This window comes from Kribbella sp. NBC_01505 (genome assembly GCF_045040285.1).
GTDB lineage: Bacteria > Actinomycetota > Actinomycetes > Propionibacteriales > Kribbellaceae > Kribbella.
In genome coordinates this window covers 1271874-1288073 of sequence record NZ_CP109425.1, presented here as the reverse complement: position 1 = coordinate 1288073, position 16200 = coordinate 1271874, and the positions used below count along the sequence as shown (strand labels likewise).

At 67.1% G+C, this 16200-nt stretch carries 12 protein-coding genes; 6 read left to right on the top strand and 6 right to left on the bottom strand.

Annotated features, from left to right (window positions below):
* Positions 1-5: 5 nt before the first annotated feature.
* The gene (locus OG474_RS05730) at positions 6-1808 is read left to right on the top strand and encodes an exo-alpha-sialidase (protein WP_405061142.1); all 1803 of its coding nucleotides are present in this window, start codon (positions 6-8) and stop codon (positions 1806-1808) included.
* 2 nt (positions 1809-1810) lie between these two features.
* Here the strand turns inward: OG474_RS05730 and OG474_RS05725 are convergent, their stop codons facing one another.
* Genes OG474_RS05725 through OG474_RS05710 form a run of 4 tightly spaced genes read right to left on the bottom strand, consistent with a single transcriptional unit; the run spans position 1811 to position 5140 of the window.
* A complete protein-coding gene (locus OG474_RS05725) occupies positions 1811-2560 on the bottom strand; it encodes a hypothetical protein (protein WP_405061141.1) in 750 nt (249 codons plus the stop codon).
* Positions 2554-3699, bottom strand: a complete 1146-nt coding sequence (dgoD, locus tag OG474_RS05720) for a galactonate dehydratase (protein ID WP_405061140.1) — start codon at positions 3697-3699, stop codon at positions 2554-2556. Before dgoD ends, OG474_RS05725 begins: the two co-directional genes overlap by 7 nt.
* Positions 3696-4421, bottom strand: coding sequence for a FadR/GntR family transcriptional regulator (locus tag OG474_RS05715; protein ID WP_405061139.1), 726 nt, complete (start codon positions 4419-4421; stop codon positions 3696-3698). Before OG474_RS05715 ends, dgoD begins: the two co-directional genes overlap by 4 nt.
* A complete protein-coding gene (locus tag OG474_RS05710; RefSeq protein WP_405061138.1) occupies positions 4418-5140 on the bottom strand; it encodes an SDR family NAD(P)-dependent oxidoreductase in 723 nt (240 codons plus the stop codon). The genes OG474_RS05715 and OG474_RS05710 overlap by 4 nt, the downstream gene beginning before the upstream one ends.
* A gap of 221 nt (positions 5141-5361) precedes the next feature.
* On the opposite strand from OG474_RS05710, the gene OG474_RS05705 reads away from it, so the two are divergent.
* Genes OG474_RS05705 through OG474_RS05685 form a run of 5 tightly spaced genes read left to right on the top strand, consistent with a single transcriptional unit; the run spans position 5362 to position 12508 of the window.
* Positions 5362-6654, top strand: coding sequence for an ABC transporter substrate-binding protein (locus tag OG474_RS05705; protein ID WP_405061137.1), 1293 nt, complete (start codon positions 5362-5364; stop codon positions 6652-6654).
* On the top strand, positions 6651-7595 hold the full coding sequence (locus OG474_RS05700) for a carbohydrate ABC transporter permease (RefSeq protein WP_405061136.1): 945 nt from the start codon (positions 6651-6653) through the stop codon (positions 7593-7595). Before OG474_RS05705 ends, OG474_RS05700 begins: the two co-directional genes overlap by 4 nt.
* Entirely contained in the window at positions 7592-8413 is an 822-nt protein-coding gene (locus tag OG474_RS05695) for a carbohydrate ABC transporter permease (protein WP_405061135.1), read from the top strand. The genes OG474_RS05700 and OG474_RS05695 overlap by 4 nt, the downstream gene beginning before the upstream one ends.
* A complete protein-coding gene (locus tag OG474_RS05690) occupies positions 8410-10401 on the top strand; it encodes an alpha-galactosidase (protein ID WP_405061134.1) in 1992 nt (663 codons plus the stop codon). The genes OG474_RS05695 and OG474_RS05690 overlap by 4 nt, the downstream gene beginning before the upstream one ends.
* Before the next feature lie 34 nt (positions 10402-10435).
* Positions 10436-12508 (top strand): NPCBM/NEW2 domain-containing protein, encoded by a 2073-nt coding sequence (locus OG474_RS05685; protein ID WP_405061133.1) that lies wholly within the window; start codon positions 10436-10438, stop codon positions 12506-12508.
* Between the two features lie 127 nt (positions 12509-12635).
* Here the strand turns inward: OG474_RS05685 and OG474_RS05680 are convergent, their stop codons facing one another.
* Together OG474_RS05680 and OG474_RS05675 are read right to left on the bottom strand one after the other, a co-directional pair.
* Positions 12636-13265, bottom strand: a complete 630-nt coding sequence (locus OG474_RS05680) for an HAD family hydrolase (protein ID WP_405061132.1) — start codon at positions 13263-13265, stop codon at positions 12636-12638.
* A gap of 69 nt (positions 13266-13334) precedes the next feature.
* Complete coding sequence (locus tag OG474_RS05675) at positions 13335-15050, bottom strand: family 20 glycosylhydrolase (RefSeq protein WP_405061131.1); 1716 nt, start codon at positions 15048-15050, stop codon at positions 13335-13337.
* Positions 15051-16200: the final 1150 nt, after the last annotated feature.

Sequence of the window (16200 nt, the reverse complement as noted above, 5' to 3'; positions counted from 1 at the left end):
CGCCCATGCCCAAACGCCTTCCACTGCTCATCGCGCTCAGTCTGCTGCTGCCGACTGTGCCGATGTACGCCGAAGCCGACAACCAGCCTGCTGCGATCACGCAGACCGTGCTGTTCAACAAGGGGGACGCCGGTTACGGCTGCTATCGCATCCCCGCCATTGTCAAGACCAAGACGGGAGCGCTGCTCGCCTTCGCCGAAGCTCGGCGGACCTGGTGCGACGACTCGCAAGAGATCGACCTGGTGCTGAAGCGGTCGGACGACGACGGTCGCACCTGGTCGGCCGCGAAGACCGTCCTGGCCGGCAGCGACACCGACCCGAACGCTCCGGTGACCCGCGGCAATCCGGTGCCGATCGTCGATCAGGACACCGGCCGGATCGTGCTGCTGACCACGATGGACCCCGGTACGTCGAGCTACCCGCGGACGCCGTACGTCCAGTTCAGTGACGACGACGGTGCGACCTGGAGCAAGGCCAAGAACATCGGTAGTCAGATCGACGACCCGGCCTGGGGCTGGTACGCGACCGGACCCATGCATGGCATCCAGTTGACGCGCGGTGCGCATGCGGGCCGGATGGTTGCCGGGACCAACTACGACATCGGCGGGAAGGATGCCGGGCAGCTCGTCTACAGCGACGACCGCGGCGAGACCTGGCACAAGGGCGCCACGGATCTGCGGACGGATGGTCAGGTCCCGCAGGAGATCAGCGTGGTCGAGAAGGTCGACGGCGGGATTCTCGCGATGGCGCGGAACAACGCCGGCGGCCCAGGTTCGAGCCGGATGACCGCGGTCAGCAACGATGGTGGCGAGACCTACACCGCGCCGTACAAGACCGTGGACGGCCTGACGACGCCGACCGTGCAGACCTCCGTCCAGCGGTTGCGGGCGGTCGATGCCGGGGACAAGTACAACCGGATCCTGTTCGCCGGACCGGCCGATCCGGAACGCCGCCGGTACATGACGATCCGGTCCAGCTTCGACGAGGGCAAGACCTGGCAAACCGTTGCCCAGGGCACGCGCATCACCAGCGACTGGTCGGGCTACTCGGACATGGCGGTTCTCGACACCGGCGAGATCGGCTTGCTGTACGAAGGCGGTCCGGTCGATGCCCGGGATCAGATCCGGTTCACCCGCTTCACCGAGAACGACATCGGTCACCCGGACGCGCCGCTTGGTACGACGACCCCGGACGTCTCCGGTCTCGGCAACAACAGCTACCTGCGCGGCGGTACGACGTCGGTCGCGGGAAAGTTCGGCCAAGCCCGGGACCTCGACGGGACCGATGACGCGATCCAGCTGCCGTTCGCCGAATCGCTGGCGGTCGGTGCCGGTGACTTCACCGCGATGGCGTGGATCAAGTACGGCGCCAGCACGGGTCCGCAGGCGATCTTCTGGGGCTACAACATCAACGAGTTCTCGCAGTTCTGGCTGCGGGCCGAACCGGCGGACGGCCGGATCCGCGGGCTGATCACCACCGGCGGGAACACCGCGGTGGTGGCCACGACCAAGGCCTACAACGACAACGCCTGGCACCACGTCGCCCTGCAGCGGAAGGCCGGGACGCTGGCGATCTGGGTCGACGGGGCCGAGGTCGCGTCCGTTGCCGCGCCCAACGGTTCGGTCAGCCCGGGGCGTCCGTTCAAGATGTTCGTCGGGCAGCGGATCGACGGCGTTCATCACTTCGACGGCTCGATGGACGAGGTCCGGCTCTACAAGCGGGCGCTGACCGCGGCCGAGATCGGCAGCATCCGCACGAGCAACAGCACGACGGTGCCGAACGTCGTACTGGATCTGCCGCTCGGCTGACATCAGACCGGCCTGGCGGTGAGAGTCAGCCGCCAGGCCAGTTCACCGCTCGCCGGTACGACGGCCGCGTCGCCGGGGCCCGCCTCGCCCAGGTCGAAGACGCGACCGAGCATCGGCTCGACGCCAAGGCTCCGGTACGGCGCCTCGACCGGAAAGCCGCCGAGGTTGCGCCAGAGGGCGGTGGAGACTGGTTGCCCTGGGCAACTGAGGGTCGTGGTGAGCTCGCTCCCGCGGTCGCGCACGGTCGCCGACGGGCAATCGACCAGGACGGCGCCGATCGCCGTACCGTCGGACTCGCCGTAGGTGTCGAGGCCAAGGGCCGGCCAAGCGGCGGCGACCCAGGGCGCGTCGGCCGCGGCCTCGGGGTAAAGGCGGCATTCCCTGGGGTGCGCCGAGATCGTGGCGCCTACAGCGCAGTCGAGCAACGCATGAGCCGCCCAGATGAACTCGAAGCCGGGCGGTGCGGTCAGGTGGTAGTCGACCATGACGCTGTCGGCCTCGGTGCTGAATCTACGGGACAGGACAGTGTTGTCGTAGGCAACCGAGTCGGACCAAGGCTGGTTCCACAGCCCGCCGTGGTCAGGCTCGCCGCGCACGGTCGGGAAGCACTCGTCGAGACCGCCGGCGTCGGTGAAGATGGTGTGGCCGGTGCGAGGTCCGTCGACCAGACCGGGACCGGCCCACAACCACTCCCGTCCGGCGAGGCGGAGTGAGGTCCAGCGCCCGCCGTCGGAAGCATCGATCGTCACCATTCGGCGAAGGTGCCGTCTTCTTGGGTCCAGACGGGGTTGCGCCACGCGTGGCCCGTCTTGTCTGCGGCCCGGACCGCTTCCTCGTCGACCGTGATACCGAGACCAGGTAACGGGTTGTACTCGGCGTGACCGTTCACCCAGGTGAAGGGCGTCGGGTCCACGACGTACGAGGTGAGGTCGCTCGACACGTTGTAGTGGATGCCGCGGCTCTGTTCCTGGATCAGGAAGTTTGGTGTTGCGAACGAGACCTGAAGGCTGGCCGCCAGCGAGATCGGGCCCAACGGACAGTGCGGGGCGAGCATGGCGCCGTGGGTGTCCGCGAGGGAGGCGATCCGGCGGAGCTCGGAGATGCCGCCGGCGTGCGAGACGTCGGGCTGGACGACCGCGATGCCCGCGTTCAACGGTCCGACGAACTCGGAGCGGTTGTAGAGGCGCTCGCCCAACGCGACCGGCACGGTGGAGCTGCTGACGACGTCCGCCAGATGCAGCATGTGTTCGGGAAGCACCGGCTCCTCGACGAACATGGGCTGCAGGTCTTCGACTGCGTGCAGGATGCGGCGCGCGCCTGCGACCCCGACGCGGCCGTGCAGGTCGATCGCGACGTCCCGGGTGTCGCCCAAGGCGGACCGGGCCGCGGCCAACCGCGCGACGATGTCGTTGATCTCGGCAACGGACGGCGAGGGCGAGATGCGCCCGCTGCCGTTCATCTTGACCGCGGTCATCCCGGCCGCGACCTGTTCGGTGACCTGGTCGGCCACGGCTGACGGCTCGTCGCCGCCGACCCAGGCGTAGACGCGCGCCCGATCGCGGACGCGACCACCGAGCAGGGACGAGACCGGAGCGCCGTACACCTTGCCGGCGATGTCCCACAGCGCGTGGTCAAGCCCGGCGACCGCGCTCGACAGCACCGGGCCGCCACGGTAGAAGCCACCCTTGGTGAGGATCTGCCAGTGCCGCTCGATCTGCAGTGGGTCCTGGCCGATCAGGTACTCGGACAGTACGTCGATCGCGGTGCGGACGACCTCCGCGCGGCCCTCGACCACCGGCTCACCCCAGCCGACGACGCCGTCGCTGGTCTCGATCCGGCAGAACAACCAGCGCGGCGGGACGAGGAAGGTTTCGACGCGCTCAACCTTCACGATTCAGCACCGTATGCGCCGCGCACCTCGTGCAGGTCCTCGGCGGCCTTGGCCAGCAATTCACTCATCGCCAGCTCGGCCGCGACCGGGTCGTGCGCACGGATCGCTTCCAGTACCCGGCGGTGGCTCGGCACCGGATCATCCGACGGTTTCACCTTGTGCACAAGGCGGTCTCGATCGGCCAGGCCGGTCTCCATGATCACTTCCATCTTGGTCAGCAGTTCGTTACCCGTTGCTGCGAGCAACGCTCGGTGGAAGGCGAGGTCCGCGGCCACGGCAGCGAGGTCGTCGGTAGCCGACTCCATCGCCGCCATCGCGGTGTCCAGCGCCAGCAAGTGCGAGTCCTGAGCCCGTACGGCGGCCAGCCGGGCCGCTGCGGGCTCGACGATGCCGCGTACTTCGTGCAGCTCCTCCAGCAGCTCGGGCCGGACATCGGAGTCGCTGAAGTGCCAGCGGATCATGTCCGGGTCGAGCAGATTCCAGTCCGTGCGCGGCCGGACGAACGTGCCGCGCTTCTGCCGCGCGTCAACGAGCCCCTTGGCTGTCAGGACCTTGAGCGCCTCCCGGACCGCGGTCAGGCTGACCCCCAGGTCGGCCTGCAGATCGGGCACATTGATGGTCGCCCCCTCCGGGATCGTCCCGGACAGAATGCGCTGCGCCATCACCTCCACGATCTGACCGTGCAGTCCCCGCTGTATCCCCGCCACACTGCTCTCCCTCATGCCGAATCCTTCGCAGCGGACCAGCCGCCGTCGACCACGATGCTCGCGGCGGTGACGTACGACGCCTCCGCCGACAGCAGGAACGCAATCACCTGTGCCACTTCGTCCGGCGCTCCGAGTCGCCCGGCCGCGGTCGCCCGCGCGCTGCGCTCGAGATCCTCCGGACCGTAGCGATCCCACGCTGCCGTCTTGATCGGCCCGGGCAACACCGAGTTCACCCGGATCGAACCGCCGTACTCGACGCCCAACTGCCGAGCGAGCGCGACCAGCGCGCCCTTGCTCGCCGCGTAGGCCGCGTGCCCGGGGATCCCCGCGAGCGCGTGCACCGACGACACCAGTACGACGGATCCCTGCTGGGCCGCGAGATCGTCGTACAGGGCGCGGAAGCCGAGGAACGAGGCGCTCAGGTTCACATCGAGCTGCCGCTGCCAGGAGGCCGGCGTCATCTCGTGCGCCGGCCGGACGTCGGAGACATAGGCGTTGCTGACGAACCCGTCGATCGGCCCGAGCTCGTCGCGGCCGCGGGACACCACCTCCGCCCAGGTATCCGGCGAGGTGACGTCACCGACCACGCTGAGCGCCTGGCCCGGCACCTCCGGGGACGGGTGGATGTCGACCCGCACCACCTTGGCGCCCTCGGTCAGGGCACGCTCCGCGCACGCCGCGCCGATCCCCGACGCGGCCCCGGTCACCACGATCACCCGTCCAGCCAGCCGCACGCGCGTGCCTCCTCCGAAGTCAGCTCTACCCAAGCACGTGGGCGGGACTCCTCCAACGATGAACGAGGCATCAGTTGATCGTGGTCAGGCGATCACGTCAAGCTATTTCCTCGTAATTTACGAATTAATATTGACACCTGGGATCGCTCGCCGCAAGATCGTCGGCAACACACCACTCACTCGACTGGCACGCTGGTCGAGCAGATCTCAGGAGTTCAGGCATGACGGGTCTGGCAGCAGATCGGCGTACTTTCCTCAAGGGTCTCGGGCTGCTCGGAGCGGCTGCCCTGGTCCCCGGATGTGCGACCACAGCATCGAGCCCGGGGAGCGGCGGCGCGAGCAGCGGGGCAACTGGTGAGCTCTCGCTGCAGTCCAACCTGTCGGCCGTCCAGGCCAAGGGTGCGATGGAGAAACTCGTTGCCGCGTACAACAAGACCGGCGGCGCCCAGGTCAAGCTCAACACGGTCGCGTCCGAGATCTACCGGACCCAGCTCCCGACGTACCTGACGAGTGCCAACCCGCCGGACGTCTACACCTGGTACGCCGGATCGGTCGCCGACTCGTATGCGAAGAAGGGCCTGCTGCTCGACGTGTCGAGCGTGTGGGAGGGCCTCGGCAACTACCCGAAGGCGATGCAGTCGCTGTCGACCAGCACCTCCGGCGAGAAGATCTTCGTGCCGACCAGCTACTACTGGTGGGGCATGTTCTACCGCAAGTCGAACTTCGCCAAGTGGGGCGTGACCCCGCCGAAGACCTGGGACGAGTTCCTCGCGGTCTGCAAGACCATTCAGAGCAAGGGCGTTCCGCCGATCGGCATCGGTCTCGGCGACACCCCGTGGGTGGCGTCGGCCTGGTTCGACTACCTGAACATCCGGATCAACGGTGCGCCGTTCCACCGCGACCTGCTGGCCGGCCGCGGTCGGTTCGACGACCCGAAGGTCAAGGCGGTCTTCACCAAGTGGCAGGAGGCGTTGCCGTACTTCGACCCGAAGGGCAAGTCGTTCCCCTTCCAGGAGGCGACCTCCGCGCTGCTCGGCGGCAAGACCGGCATGTTCCTGATCGGCACCTTCTTCGCGGACTCCGCGCCGAAGGACGCGCTGGACGACATCGACTTCTTCCAGTTCCCGATCATCGACCCCGCGGTCCCGGTCGCCGAAGAGGCGCCGACCGACGGCTACTTCGCCTCCAAGAAGGCCAAGGACCCCGAAGGCGTGAAGAAGTTCATGACCTGGCTGGCCACGGCCGAGGCGCAGGAGATCTACGTCCAGAGCTCCTCCGGTACGGCGATTCCGGCGAACCCCGACGGTAAGTCCGCGGACACGCCGCTGGTGAAGAAGGGCAAGGCGATGATCGAAAGCGCCGCCGAGCTCACCCAGTTCTTCAACCGCGACTCCAGCGACGCGCTGCAGCCCACCGCCGATGCCGCGCTGACCAAGTTCCTCGACAAGCCCGACCAGATCGACAAGATCCTCAAGGACTGGCAGGCAGCAGCCGAGAAGGTCTTCAAGGCGTGACTGTGACCGAAGCGGTGACCACCTCCGACCGAGCTGCTAAGCAGCCCGGCGGGGGCGGCGATCGCCGTATCAAGAAGGTGTGGAAGGTCTCGCCGCTCATCCTGGCGTTCGTCTTCGTGCCGTTCGTGGTCGAGGCGGTGTGGGTTTTCTGGCCGGCGTTGCAGGGGTTCTGGCTGGCGTTGACCAAGTGGGACGGGTTGTCGGCGCCGACGTTCGTTGGCTTCGGCAACTTCAAGGACATGGTGTCGGATCCGATCTTCCGGACCGCGCTGAAGAACACGGCGATCTGGCTGGTGCTGTTCGGCGGGCTGAGCGTCATCGGCGGATTCGGGATGGCGTTGCTGTTGCAGCGCGAGCGTCGTGGCGTGGGGATCTACCGGGCCGCGCTGTTCACGCCGGTTGTGTTCTCGCTGGTGGTGACTGCGCTGATCTGGCGGGTGTTCTACCAGCCGGACGGGCTGGTCGACTCCGTCCTGCGCGGGATCGGCCTCGGCGACTTCATCCGGCCGTGGCTGGCTGATCCCGATACCGCCTTGTACGCCGTGATTCTGCCGGCGCTGTGGCGGCAGATCGGGTATGTCATGGTGCTGTATCTGGCCGGTCTGAAGGCTGTTGATCCGGCGCTGTACGAGGCGGCGAAGGTTGATGGTGCGTCGGCCTGGCAACGGACTCGGTATGTGACGATCCCGCAGTTGAAGGGGGTCAACTCGGTCGTGCTGTCGGTGATCGTGATCGACTCGCTGAGATCGTTCGACATCGTCTGGTCGATGACCAAGGGCGGTCCGTACCACTCGTCGGAGCTTCTCAGTACTTATATGTACTCGACCGCGTTCCAGTCCACCCAACTCGGCTACGCCTCCGCGATCGCCGTGGTGATCTTCATCCTCGCTCTGGCCGTGATCCTCGGCTACCTGATCCGTGCCTTCAAGGAGGAAGCGTGAATCGGCTGAAGACGGGCGGCTACCACCTGTCGATGGGGTTGGTGTCGCTTCTGTGGATCGCGCCGATCCTGTGGGTGATCGTGATCTCGTTCCGCAGCTTCGACGACGTCGCGGCGAACGGGCTCGGATCGTTGCCGCATTCGTTCACGTTCTCGACGTACAAGCAGGCCTGGCAGGACGCGGACGAGTTCCGGGCCCTGATCAACAGTCTGCTGGTGACGATTCCGGCGGTGCTGCTGAGTCTCGGGCTGGCGTCGATCGCGGCGTACGGGCTGGCGCGGTACAACATTCCTTTTCGGCGGACTGTGTTGTTGCTGATGCTGATGGGCAACCTGCTGCCGCCGCAGATCCTGCTGATCCCGATCTCGCGGTTCGTGGAGTTGATCGGGTACTACGACACGCTGCTCGCACTGATCGCCGTGCATGTCGGGTTCGGGCTCGGGTTCTACACGTTCGTGCTGCATGGGTTCATGCGGGATCTGCCGCGGGAGATCCAGGAGGCGGCGACGATCGACGGCGCTGGGCCGGGGAAGATCTACGCGAGTGTGATCTTGCCGTTGACGCGGCCGGCGATGGCGGCACTGGGTGCGCTGTCGTTCACCTGGATCTTCAATGACCTGCTGTGGTCGATCACGGTGATCCGCTCCGGCGAGAAGATGCCGGTGACGCCCGCGTTGCTGGGCCTGCAGGGGTTGTTCGTGTCATCGTGGAACGTCATTGCCGCTGGCACCGTGATCGCTGCCGTCCCCACCGTGGCGGTGTTCCTGCGGTTCCAGAAGCACTTCGTCGGTGGATTGGCGATCGGAGCCGTCAAGTGAAGACCTGGACGTTGCGCGGGGCAACCACGTCGTACGTCGTCGGTGTACCCGCGCATGGTGAATGGGCCCAGCTCGTTGCCTGGGGCCCACATGCGGTTGCCGAAGGCCCGTCAACCGTCGCCCCCACCGGCACCGAGCACTTCCTACCACGAGCCGACGTCGAGCCCCTCGAGTACGCCGTCCGCGGCGTCCGCTACACCGCGCCAGTAGACCTCGTCGTGAGCGGCGAGGACGGGATCGACGAACTCCGACCGGTCTTCACTGATGTTGTTGGTGGAGAAGACAGTCTTGAGTTGGTGTTTGTTGACGGTGTGCGCGGGGTGCGGCTTTCTCTGCATTACCGCGTTGAGGGGGATGTGGTTGAGCGGTGGGTTGCTGTGCGGAACGACGGGGGCGAGACGCTCACGTTGCATCGGCATGACTCGGCTGGGTTCACCGTGCCTAGTGGGAACACGGTCAAGTACTTGTGGGGCGAGTGGAACAGTGAGTTCCAGCAGTCGGCGATCACGCTTGAGCGTGGGCGGTTCACCGTGGGGAGCGCGCAGGGGATCACCGGGCACTCGTATTCACCGTTCCTCGCGATCGACGGCGACCTCGCGTACGGCGTACAGCTGGCTTGGAGTGGTTCCTGGGAGATGACCGCGGACGCGGATACCACGGGGACCGTCCGGATCCAGGCTGGTCGGATCTCGTCGAGCCAGGGGCTGAAGCTGCGGCCGGGGGAAACGTGGACTTCGCCGAAGGCTGTCGGGGCTTGTAGTGCGGAAGGCGCGGACGGGCTCGCGCGCGTGTTCCACGAGTACGAGCGGGCGCGGTCGCGACGCCGTACGCCGAAGGTGCTCTACAACTCGTGGTTCGCGACCGAGTTCGACATCCGTGCCGAGCACCAGCTCGAACTGGCGCGGCGGGCGGCCGGGATCGGCGTCGAGACCTTCGTGGTCGACGACGGCTGGTTCACCGGGCGCGTGGACGATGCCGGCGGGCTGGGCGACTGGCAGGTCGACCCGGCCAAGTTCCCCGAAGGGCTCGACGGGTTCATCGGTCAGCTGAAGGAGCTCGGGCTCGACTTCGGCCTGTGGGTGGAGCCCGAGTCGGTCAACCCGCGGTCGCGGCTGGCGGCGGAACACCCGGAGTGGATCCTGCGCACCCCCGACCGGGAGCCCGTCCTGGTCCGGAACCAGTTGTTACTCGACTTGAGTCGTGATGATGTAACTGCATTCGTGACATCAACACTTGATCAACTGTTGTCAACATATGACATCAGCTACCTGAAATGGGATGCGAACCGGCCACGCCTGGACAGCGGCGACCAGCGCCGCGATCTGGACGGCAAGGTCGTCACCAACCTGTACGCCGTACTCGATCGGCTGCGCGACGAACACCCGAACGTGCTCGTCGAGGGATGCGCCGGCGGTGGCGCCCGGGTCGACCTGGGGATGGTTCAGCGGGTCGACACACTCTGGCCGAGTGACAACACGGCTCCGCTGGATCGGCTCAGGATCCAGCAGGGCTTCCGGACCGGGTTCGCGCCGCACCTGATGAGTTCGTGGGTAACCGATGCCGAAGGTACCCATGACGGGCGCGAACGGTCCCTCGACTTCCGCTTCCATGTCGCGATGGCCGGCGTACTGGGAATCGGTGCGGACCTCTCGCGCTGGACCGACGACCAGTTGAAGACAGCCGCCCGGCACATCGAGCAGTACAAGGACATTCGCGACCTGGTCGTCGAAGGCAAGGTTTACGGGCTACAGGGCGGCGTCCAGTACGTCGGTGCCGACCGGTCCGTGGTGTTCCAGTGGGAGACCGGCGACGGCAACGTCCGAGGCACGTTGCCGACCCGGCCACGGCGGGTCCCATTGGCCGGGCTCGACCCGGCGAAGAACTACCGGGTGGGGTCGGAGATCCTCCCGGGCAGCTACCTGCTGCAGGTCGGCGTCGCGTTCGACGACGCCGACTCGCACTGCCTGGTCGTCGAGGCTCTCGACTGACCCCGTTCCGCTCAACGGCAGCAAAGGAAGAGACATGAAGCGACTTTTGGATGGGGTGATCGCGGCTGCCCTGGTGGTCGGCGCGCTCGCAACCACCACGACCTCAGCTGTGGCGGCTCAGGCCACAGCTCCGGTACTCAGCCCGACGCCGTACATGGGCTGGAACACCTACTACGGGCTCGGTGGCGACTTCACCGAGGACACGATCAAGTCGGTCGCCGACTCGCTGGTCAGCCGCGGGCTGGCCAAGGCCGGGTACGACGTCGTCTGGCTGGACGGCGGTTGGCAGGCCGACCAGTCGCGGAGCGCGGCGGGTGACCTGGTCGCCAACCCGGCCAAGTTCCCGAACGGGCTCAAGCCGCTGGTCGACTACATCCACAGCAAGGGCCTCAAGGCCGGTATCTACACCGATGCCGGTCCGTACATCCCGGGCAAGTGTGGCCTGGGAAGCGGCGGTTACTACCAGCGCGACGCCGACCAGTTCGCGGCCTGGGGTTTCGACGCGGTCAAGGTCGACTACCTGTGCGGGATCGCGGCGAACCTGGACCCGAAGACGGTGTTCACCGAATTCGCCCAGGCGCTGCGGAACAACGCGAGCCACCGGCCGATGATCTTCAACCTCTGCAACCCGGTGACCTCGCCGGACTGGGGCAACTACCCCGAGTCGCAGCAGTCGATCAACTCGTGGTCGTACGCACCGGGGATCGCGCAGTCGTGGCGGACCTACACCGATGTCGGCTTCCAGGGCGACATCAAGTTCAAGGACGTGTTACGGAACTACGACGCGAACGCGCGGCACCCCGAGGTCGTGAAGCCCGGTGCGTTCAGCGACCCGGACTACCTGGCCCCGGAGCTGGGGATGTCGGACGAGGAGTTCCGTTCCCAGCTCACGCTCTGGTCCGTGGCCGCCGCGCCGCTGGTGGTCGGTAGCGACGTGCGGAAGCTGAGTGCCACCACGGTTTCCATGCTGACCGATCCCGACGTACTGGCGATCAACCAGGACAAGGCTGCCGTGCAAGCGGTTCGCGTCGGTGCTGCTGGTACGACGGAGACGTGGGTCAAGCGGTTGGCCGACGGTTCGCGTGCGGTGGTGCTGCTGAATCGTGGGGACAGCGCCAAGACGCTGACCACGACTGCGGCCGCGGTTGGGCTGCGTGGGCCGCGGTTCACAGTCAAGAACGCTTGGACGAACAAGGTGACCGAGAGCGCGGGCACGATCAGCGCTGCGGTGCCTGCACACGGTACGGCGCTCTTCCGGGTCTCGGCGGCTCATGGTCTGCCGGGCGCATCGCATGTGACGGCTGGGATTCCGCAGGTGACCAAGGTCGGAACGGATGTACAGCCTGAGGGTTCGGCACCGGTCGTTGCCGGTGGCGACGAGCTGACTGTGCAGGTTGCGGTTCGGAACGACGGGCTGCTGCCGGTGTTGAAGCCTGCGGTGACTGTTGCCGGCGGCACCGGATGGACGGTGAAGTCGTTGACCAAGGCTCCGATCTTGATTGCTGGGGGCAAGCAGGCGACCTTCACGTTCGCGATCAAGCTGCCCGCCACTGCCGCGCCTGGAACAGCGAGCTTGACGGCCGCGACGTCGTACGAGGCCCTTGGGTACGGCGGTCAGCGACTGACGACTGTGTTGTCGCCGGTCGTGGTTGCGCCGGTGCCGCCGGACGGGACCGTGGCGCTGTCGCACCACCAGTGGATCACCGCGACCAGCGGCTGGATGACGCCGGCCATCGACGAGAGCGTCGGCGGAGGCAACCCCATCAAGCTGACGGGAACGACGTACCCGACCGGGATCGGTGTCGCTTCGCCTTCGCTGGTCCGGTACTACCTGGGCAAGTCATGCACCCGGCTGAGCGGGACCGTCGGGATCGATGATGTCGTTGGCAACGTCGGGCCGGACGGTGGCACGTCCACCTTCCAGGTCGTCGGTGACGGCAAGGTTCTCTTCGACAGTGGCACGGTCGACCGCTTCACGCCGAAGCCGTTCGACGTCGACCTCACAGGAGTCCGCGTCCTCGACCTGATCGTCGGCGACGCCGGCGACGCCGGCGACGGCGGCTACAACGACCGCGCCGACTGGGCAGCCCCCACCGCCACCTGCTGAACTCTTTGAGCACCCATCAACCACATTTCGCCTCGGCGAATGGTTGGTGGGTGCTCAAGGCCGCCGAAAGCCCGCGCCTTGAGCACCGATCAGTCATTCCCGGCGCCTCGAAATGGTTGGTGGGTGCTCAAGGCCAGGGTGTGTCGGTCAGGTGGGTCCACAGCTCGGGCATGCTGTGCACGACGTGCGGCTGGAAGCCGGGCTCGGGGTGGGCGTCCGTGTCCTCGCTGTGGAAGAGGATCGGCTCGAATCCGGCTATCTGGGCCGCGAGCAGATTGGTCGCGCGGTCGTCGACGAAACGCGTCCGGGCCGGGTCGAGCCCCGGGTGGGCGACCACCGGCCGGTAGGCGGCCGGCGCCGGTTTGCGAGCACCGATCTCGGAGCTGACGAACCACTGTTCGACGTACGGCGTGAGATCGAATCGCCGGCGCAACTGTTCGGACCAGGGTGCTGCGTCGTTGGTCAGCACCAGCGGGGTGAGGCCGGCTCGTTTGAGATTCCTCAAGACCTCCGGCGCATCTGGCGTCAACTCGTGTCGCTGGCAATAGTCGGCGTCGGTTGCCGCTACGCCGAGGATTTCCCAGAGCTCACTGGTCGAGATCTCGCCCAGGGTGCAGCGGCGGTAGACCTCGCGGATCTCGGATTCGGTCCGAGTGCAGCCGTGCTCGCGGAGGTAGGGGAGAAGCACGCCGCGCACGACGTTGCCATGGCGGTAAAGGACGCCCATGGCGTCGAAGACGACGAAGCGTTGCGACACAGCCGTGATTCCTCCACCGGTTGACCCACCCGATCATCGCAGCAGCTCAACGCTTGCCCCTCTTCATGGTCAGGTCCAGTCGACTTCGGAGGACTGGAACCAGGTCCAGCCGCGGTTGCGCCAGGTGGGTGCCTGCCGGGCCAGGTCGGCTCCGTAGGTGGGCCAGTTGGTGGGGGTGGTGTGGGACCAGGCCTTCTCGGCGGCGCCGGGGAGGCGGGGGAGCAGCAGGAACTCGAGGTCGTCGCGGCTGGTGACAGTCTCGCACCAGACGGCGGCCTCGATGCCGGCGAGCTGGTCGTCGGAGGTGACGCCGGGGGTGTTGGTGACGGGGTCCCAGGCGACGCCGTCCTGGATGGTGGCCGGCGGGTACGCGCGGAGGCCGACGCGGGCTCGGTCCTCCTCCTGCGCGGGGTCTGCCGAGGGGGCGGCGTGCGGGCGGTCGAAGTACAGGTAGGTGGTGGCGGAGACGAGCAGTTTGCCGCCGCGTTCCAGGGCTTTCGGTACGTCGTGCCGGGCCTTGGCCAGGTGTTCGATCAGGAAGGCCGGGACCTCGGGTCGCTCGGAGATCGCGTCGATGTCCTGGATGTCCAGCCAGTACTGCGTGAGGTCGGCCGGGTCGACGTCGGCGCGGGCGATCTCCTGCCAGCCGACGACCCGCTTCCCCTTCGCGCGGACGAGCTCCGCGGCACGCCGTACAAAGGTGGCATGGGCCTCGTCGGACATGCCCCAGGCCTCGTCGCCGCCGATGTGCAGGTAGGCGCTGCGTGGGAACTGCGGGAGGACCGCGTCGACGACGTCCTCGACGAACGTCCAGACTTCGGGGTCCGCGGGGTCGAGTGAGTGGAACTCGAGGGTGGCGCCGTTCGGCAGGGGGATGCCGGGGAGCTCGGTGGTGAGTTCGGGGAATGCTTTGGAGACGGCGCCGGTGTGGCCGGGGAAGTCGATCTCCGGGACCAGCGTGACGAAGCGTTCCTCGGCGTACCGGTTGAGGTCGGCTAGCTCGAGCGAGGTGTAGTAGCCGCCGGGGCGGTCGGCCATCGCGCCGAGTGAGCCGAACTTGACCAGCTCCGGCCGGCTGGCGACCTCGAACCGCCAACCCTGGTCGTCAGTGAGGTGCAGGTGCAGGACGTTCAGCTTGTAGAGCGCGCACATGTCGATCACCCGCCGTACCGTCTCCGGCGGGTGGAACGTGCGCACCACGTCGAACGAGAGCCCGCGCCAGGCGAAGCGTGGTCCGTCGACGATGCGCTGGCAGGGGATCGATTCGCCGTGTACGGCGATGAGCTGGCGGAGCGTGGTGAGCCCGCGATACACGCCCTCCGTGGTCGCGCTCCAGACGCGGATGCCGTCGGGGGTCACGTCGAGCCCGTACCGCTCGTCCACTTCGGCGCCGTCCGCTCGAACCCCAGCGGTCTGCGGTACGTCGTCCAGTCCGTCCGAGCTGAATACCAGCCGCACCCCACCCGAGGCCGCCTCGACCGCCGAGCCCGCCTCAGCTGAGCCCGCTGCGGTCGCTGGGCTCGCCTCGGCCGAGCCTGCCGGGTTCGCTGAGCTCGCCTCGGCTGAGCCCGCTTCGGCCGCTGAGCCTGCAGCGGCCGCTGAGGTTGCCTTGGCTGCGCCCGTCGCGGCTGAGAACGCCAGCAGGTGCGGGGAATCGAGCCTTGTATCCGCGACGAACTGGGCGGCGACAGCGGTCAGCTCGGAGGATCCGGTGGTGATGGGCGTGCTGCCGGTGAGGGTGAAGGTGCCCTCGCCAGGTGTGGTCGAGGTAGGGGTGGGGATCATGTCGTCCTCCGGCGGTTGAGGATGGTCGTCGAGGTCGGGCCGGGGCGGTTGGTGCCGTGCATCAGGTTCGCACGACTTGGGGCAGGTGTGAGGGGGCGTTCGTTAGCCGGTGGATTCTGGTCATGGGGAGGCTGTTGCAGAATCGGCGTGGCGTTGGTGCCTGCAATCCGGTGACTGGTCGGGGTTGGAGCGGGTTCACGGATGATTGCTGCCGGTATTTGGCAGTAGAACTCCGTGGACCTGTGGCTGGGCGGGGTTTGTGCGTGTTTGCGGGGAGCTGCTGTCGCTGGGTGGCAGCAGATCCCCGCAAAGCGGGGTTGGTGTGCCCCCGATTCGCGCCGCACCGGACAGGCCGGACACGTAGCCGGTGGCTGGTCGCCGCGGCGGCCGATTTTACTGAAGCGCTAGGCGGGCGTCGCCTGGGGCTGAGGGGGATGGTGAGCCCGGTGACCACGGTTTCGGCTGCTTGAGCTTCCGGGCTTGGGTTGCGGTCGCGGAAAACGAGGGGATCTCCCCGCAAGTTGCTGGTTCTCCCCCCATTTTTTGAGCAGAGAAGGGCCCATTTGAACGGATATCCAGCGAAATTTCACACGCTGGCAGCCGACCCGAACCGCACTGGACAACCACGGCGGCGAATCACCTGACAGGCCTCCTGATCGGCGGCGGAAGCCACAGCCCGCCAGCCACAGGCAACCCCAACCGCGGTCACCGACCGCACCATCCCCCTCAGCCGAAGACCGCACCAGCCACCCGCATCAGGTAATACCGGCCGCAGCGGCGACCAGCCACCGCGTACGAAATCGGCCGGATCCGAGCGGCCGGATGGGACGAGCACATTCGGGGAGGCGGAGTTCCTGGCCGGCCAAAGTCCTCAGCCACCGCGACCGATCACGTGCGGCGATATCGCAACAGGCACAGGACACCCACAATCCACCGAATAGCGCGGTATCGCCTGCCTGGTTTCGTTAGCCGGTGGATTTTCGTCGCGGAGCACCCAAAATCCACCGGATAGCGCGAGATCCTGCACCTCGGCCACAGCCCGGTCAGGCTCAGGCATCGGGAATCGCGGTCGCCGGCCTCGGCATTCGGCTCAGCCGTCGGCTCTGCTCGCCGTGCTGGGTTGTCGGCTGGCCTTGGCGGTTGGGCGGGG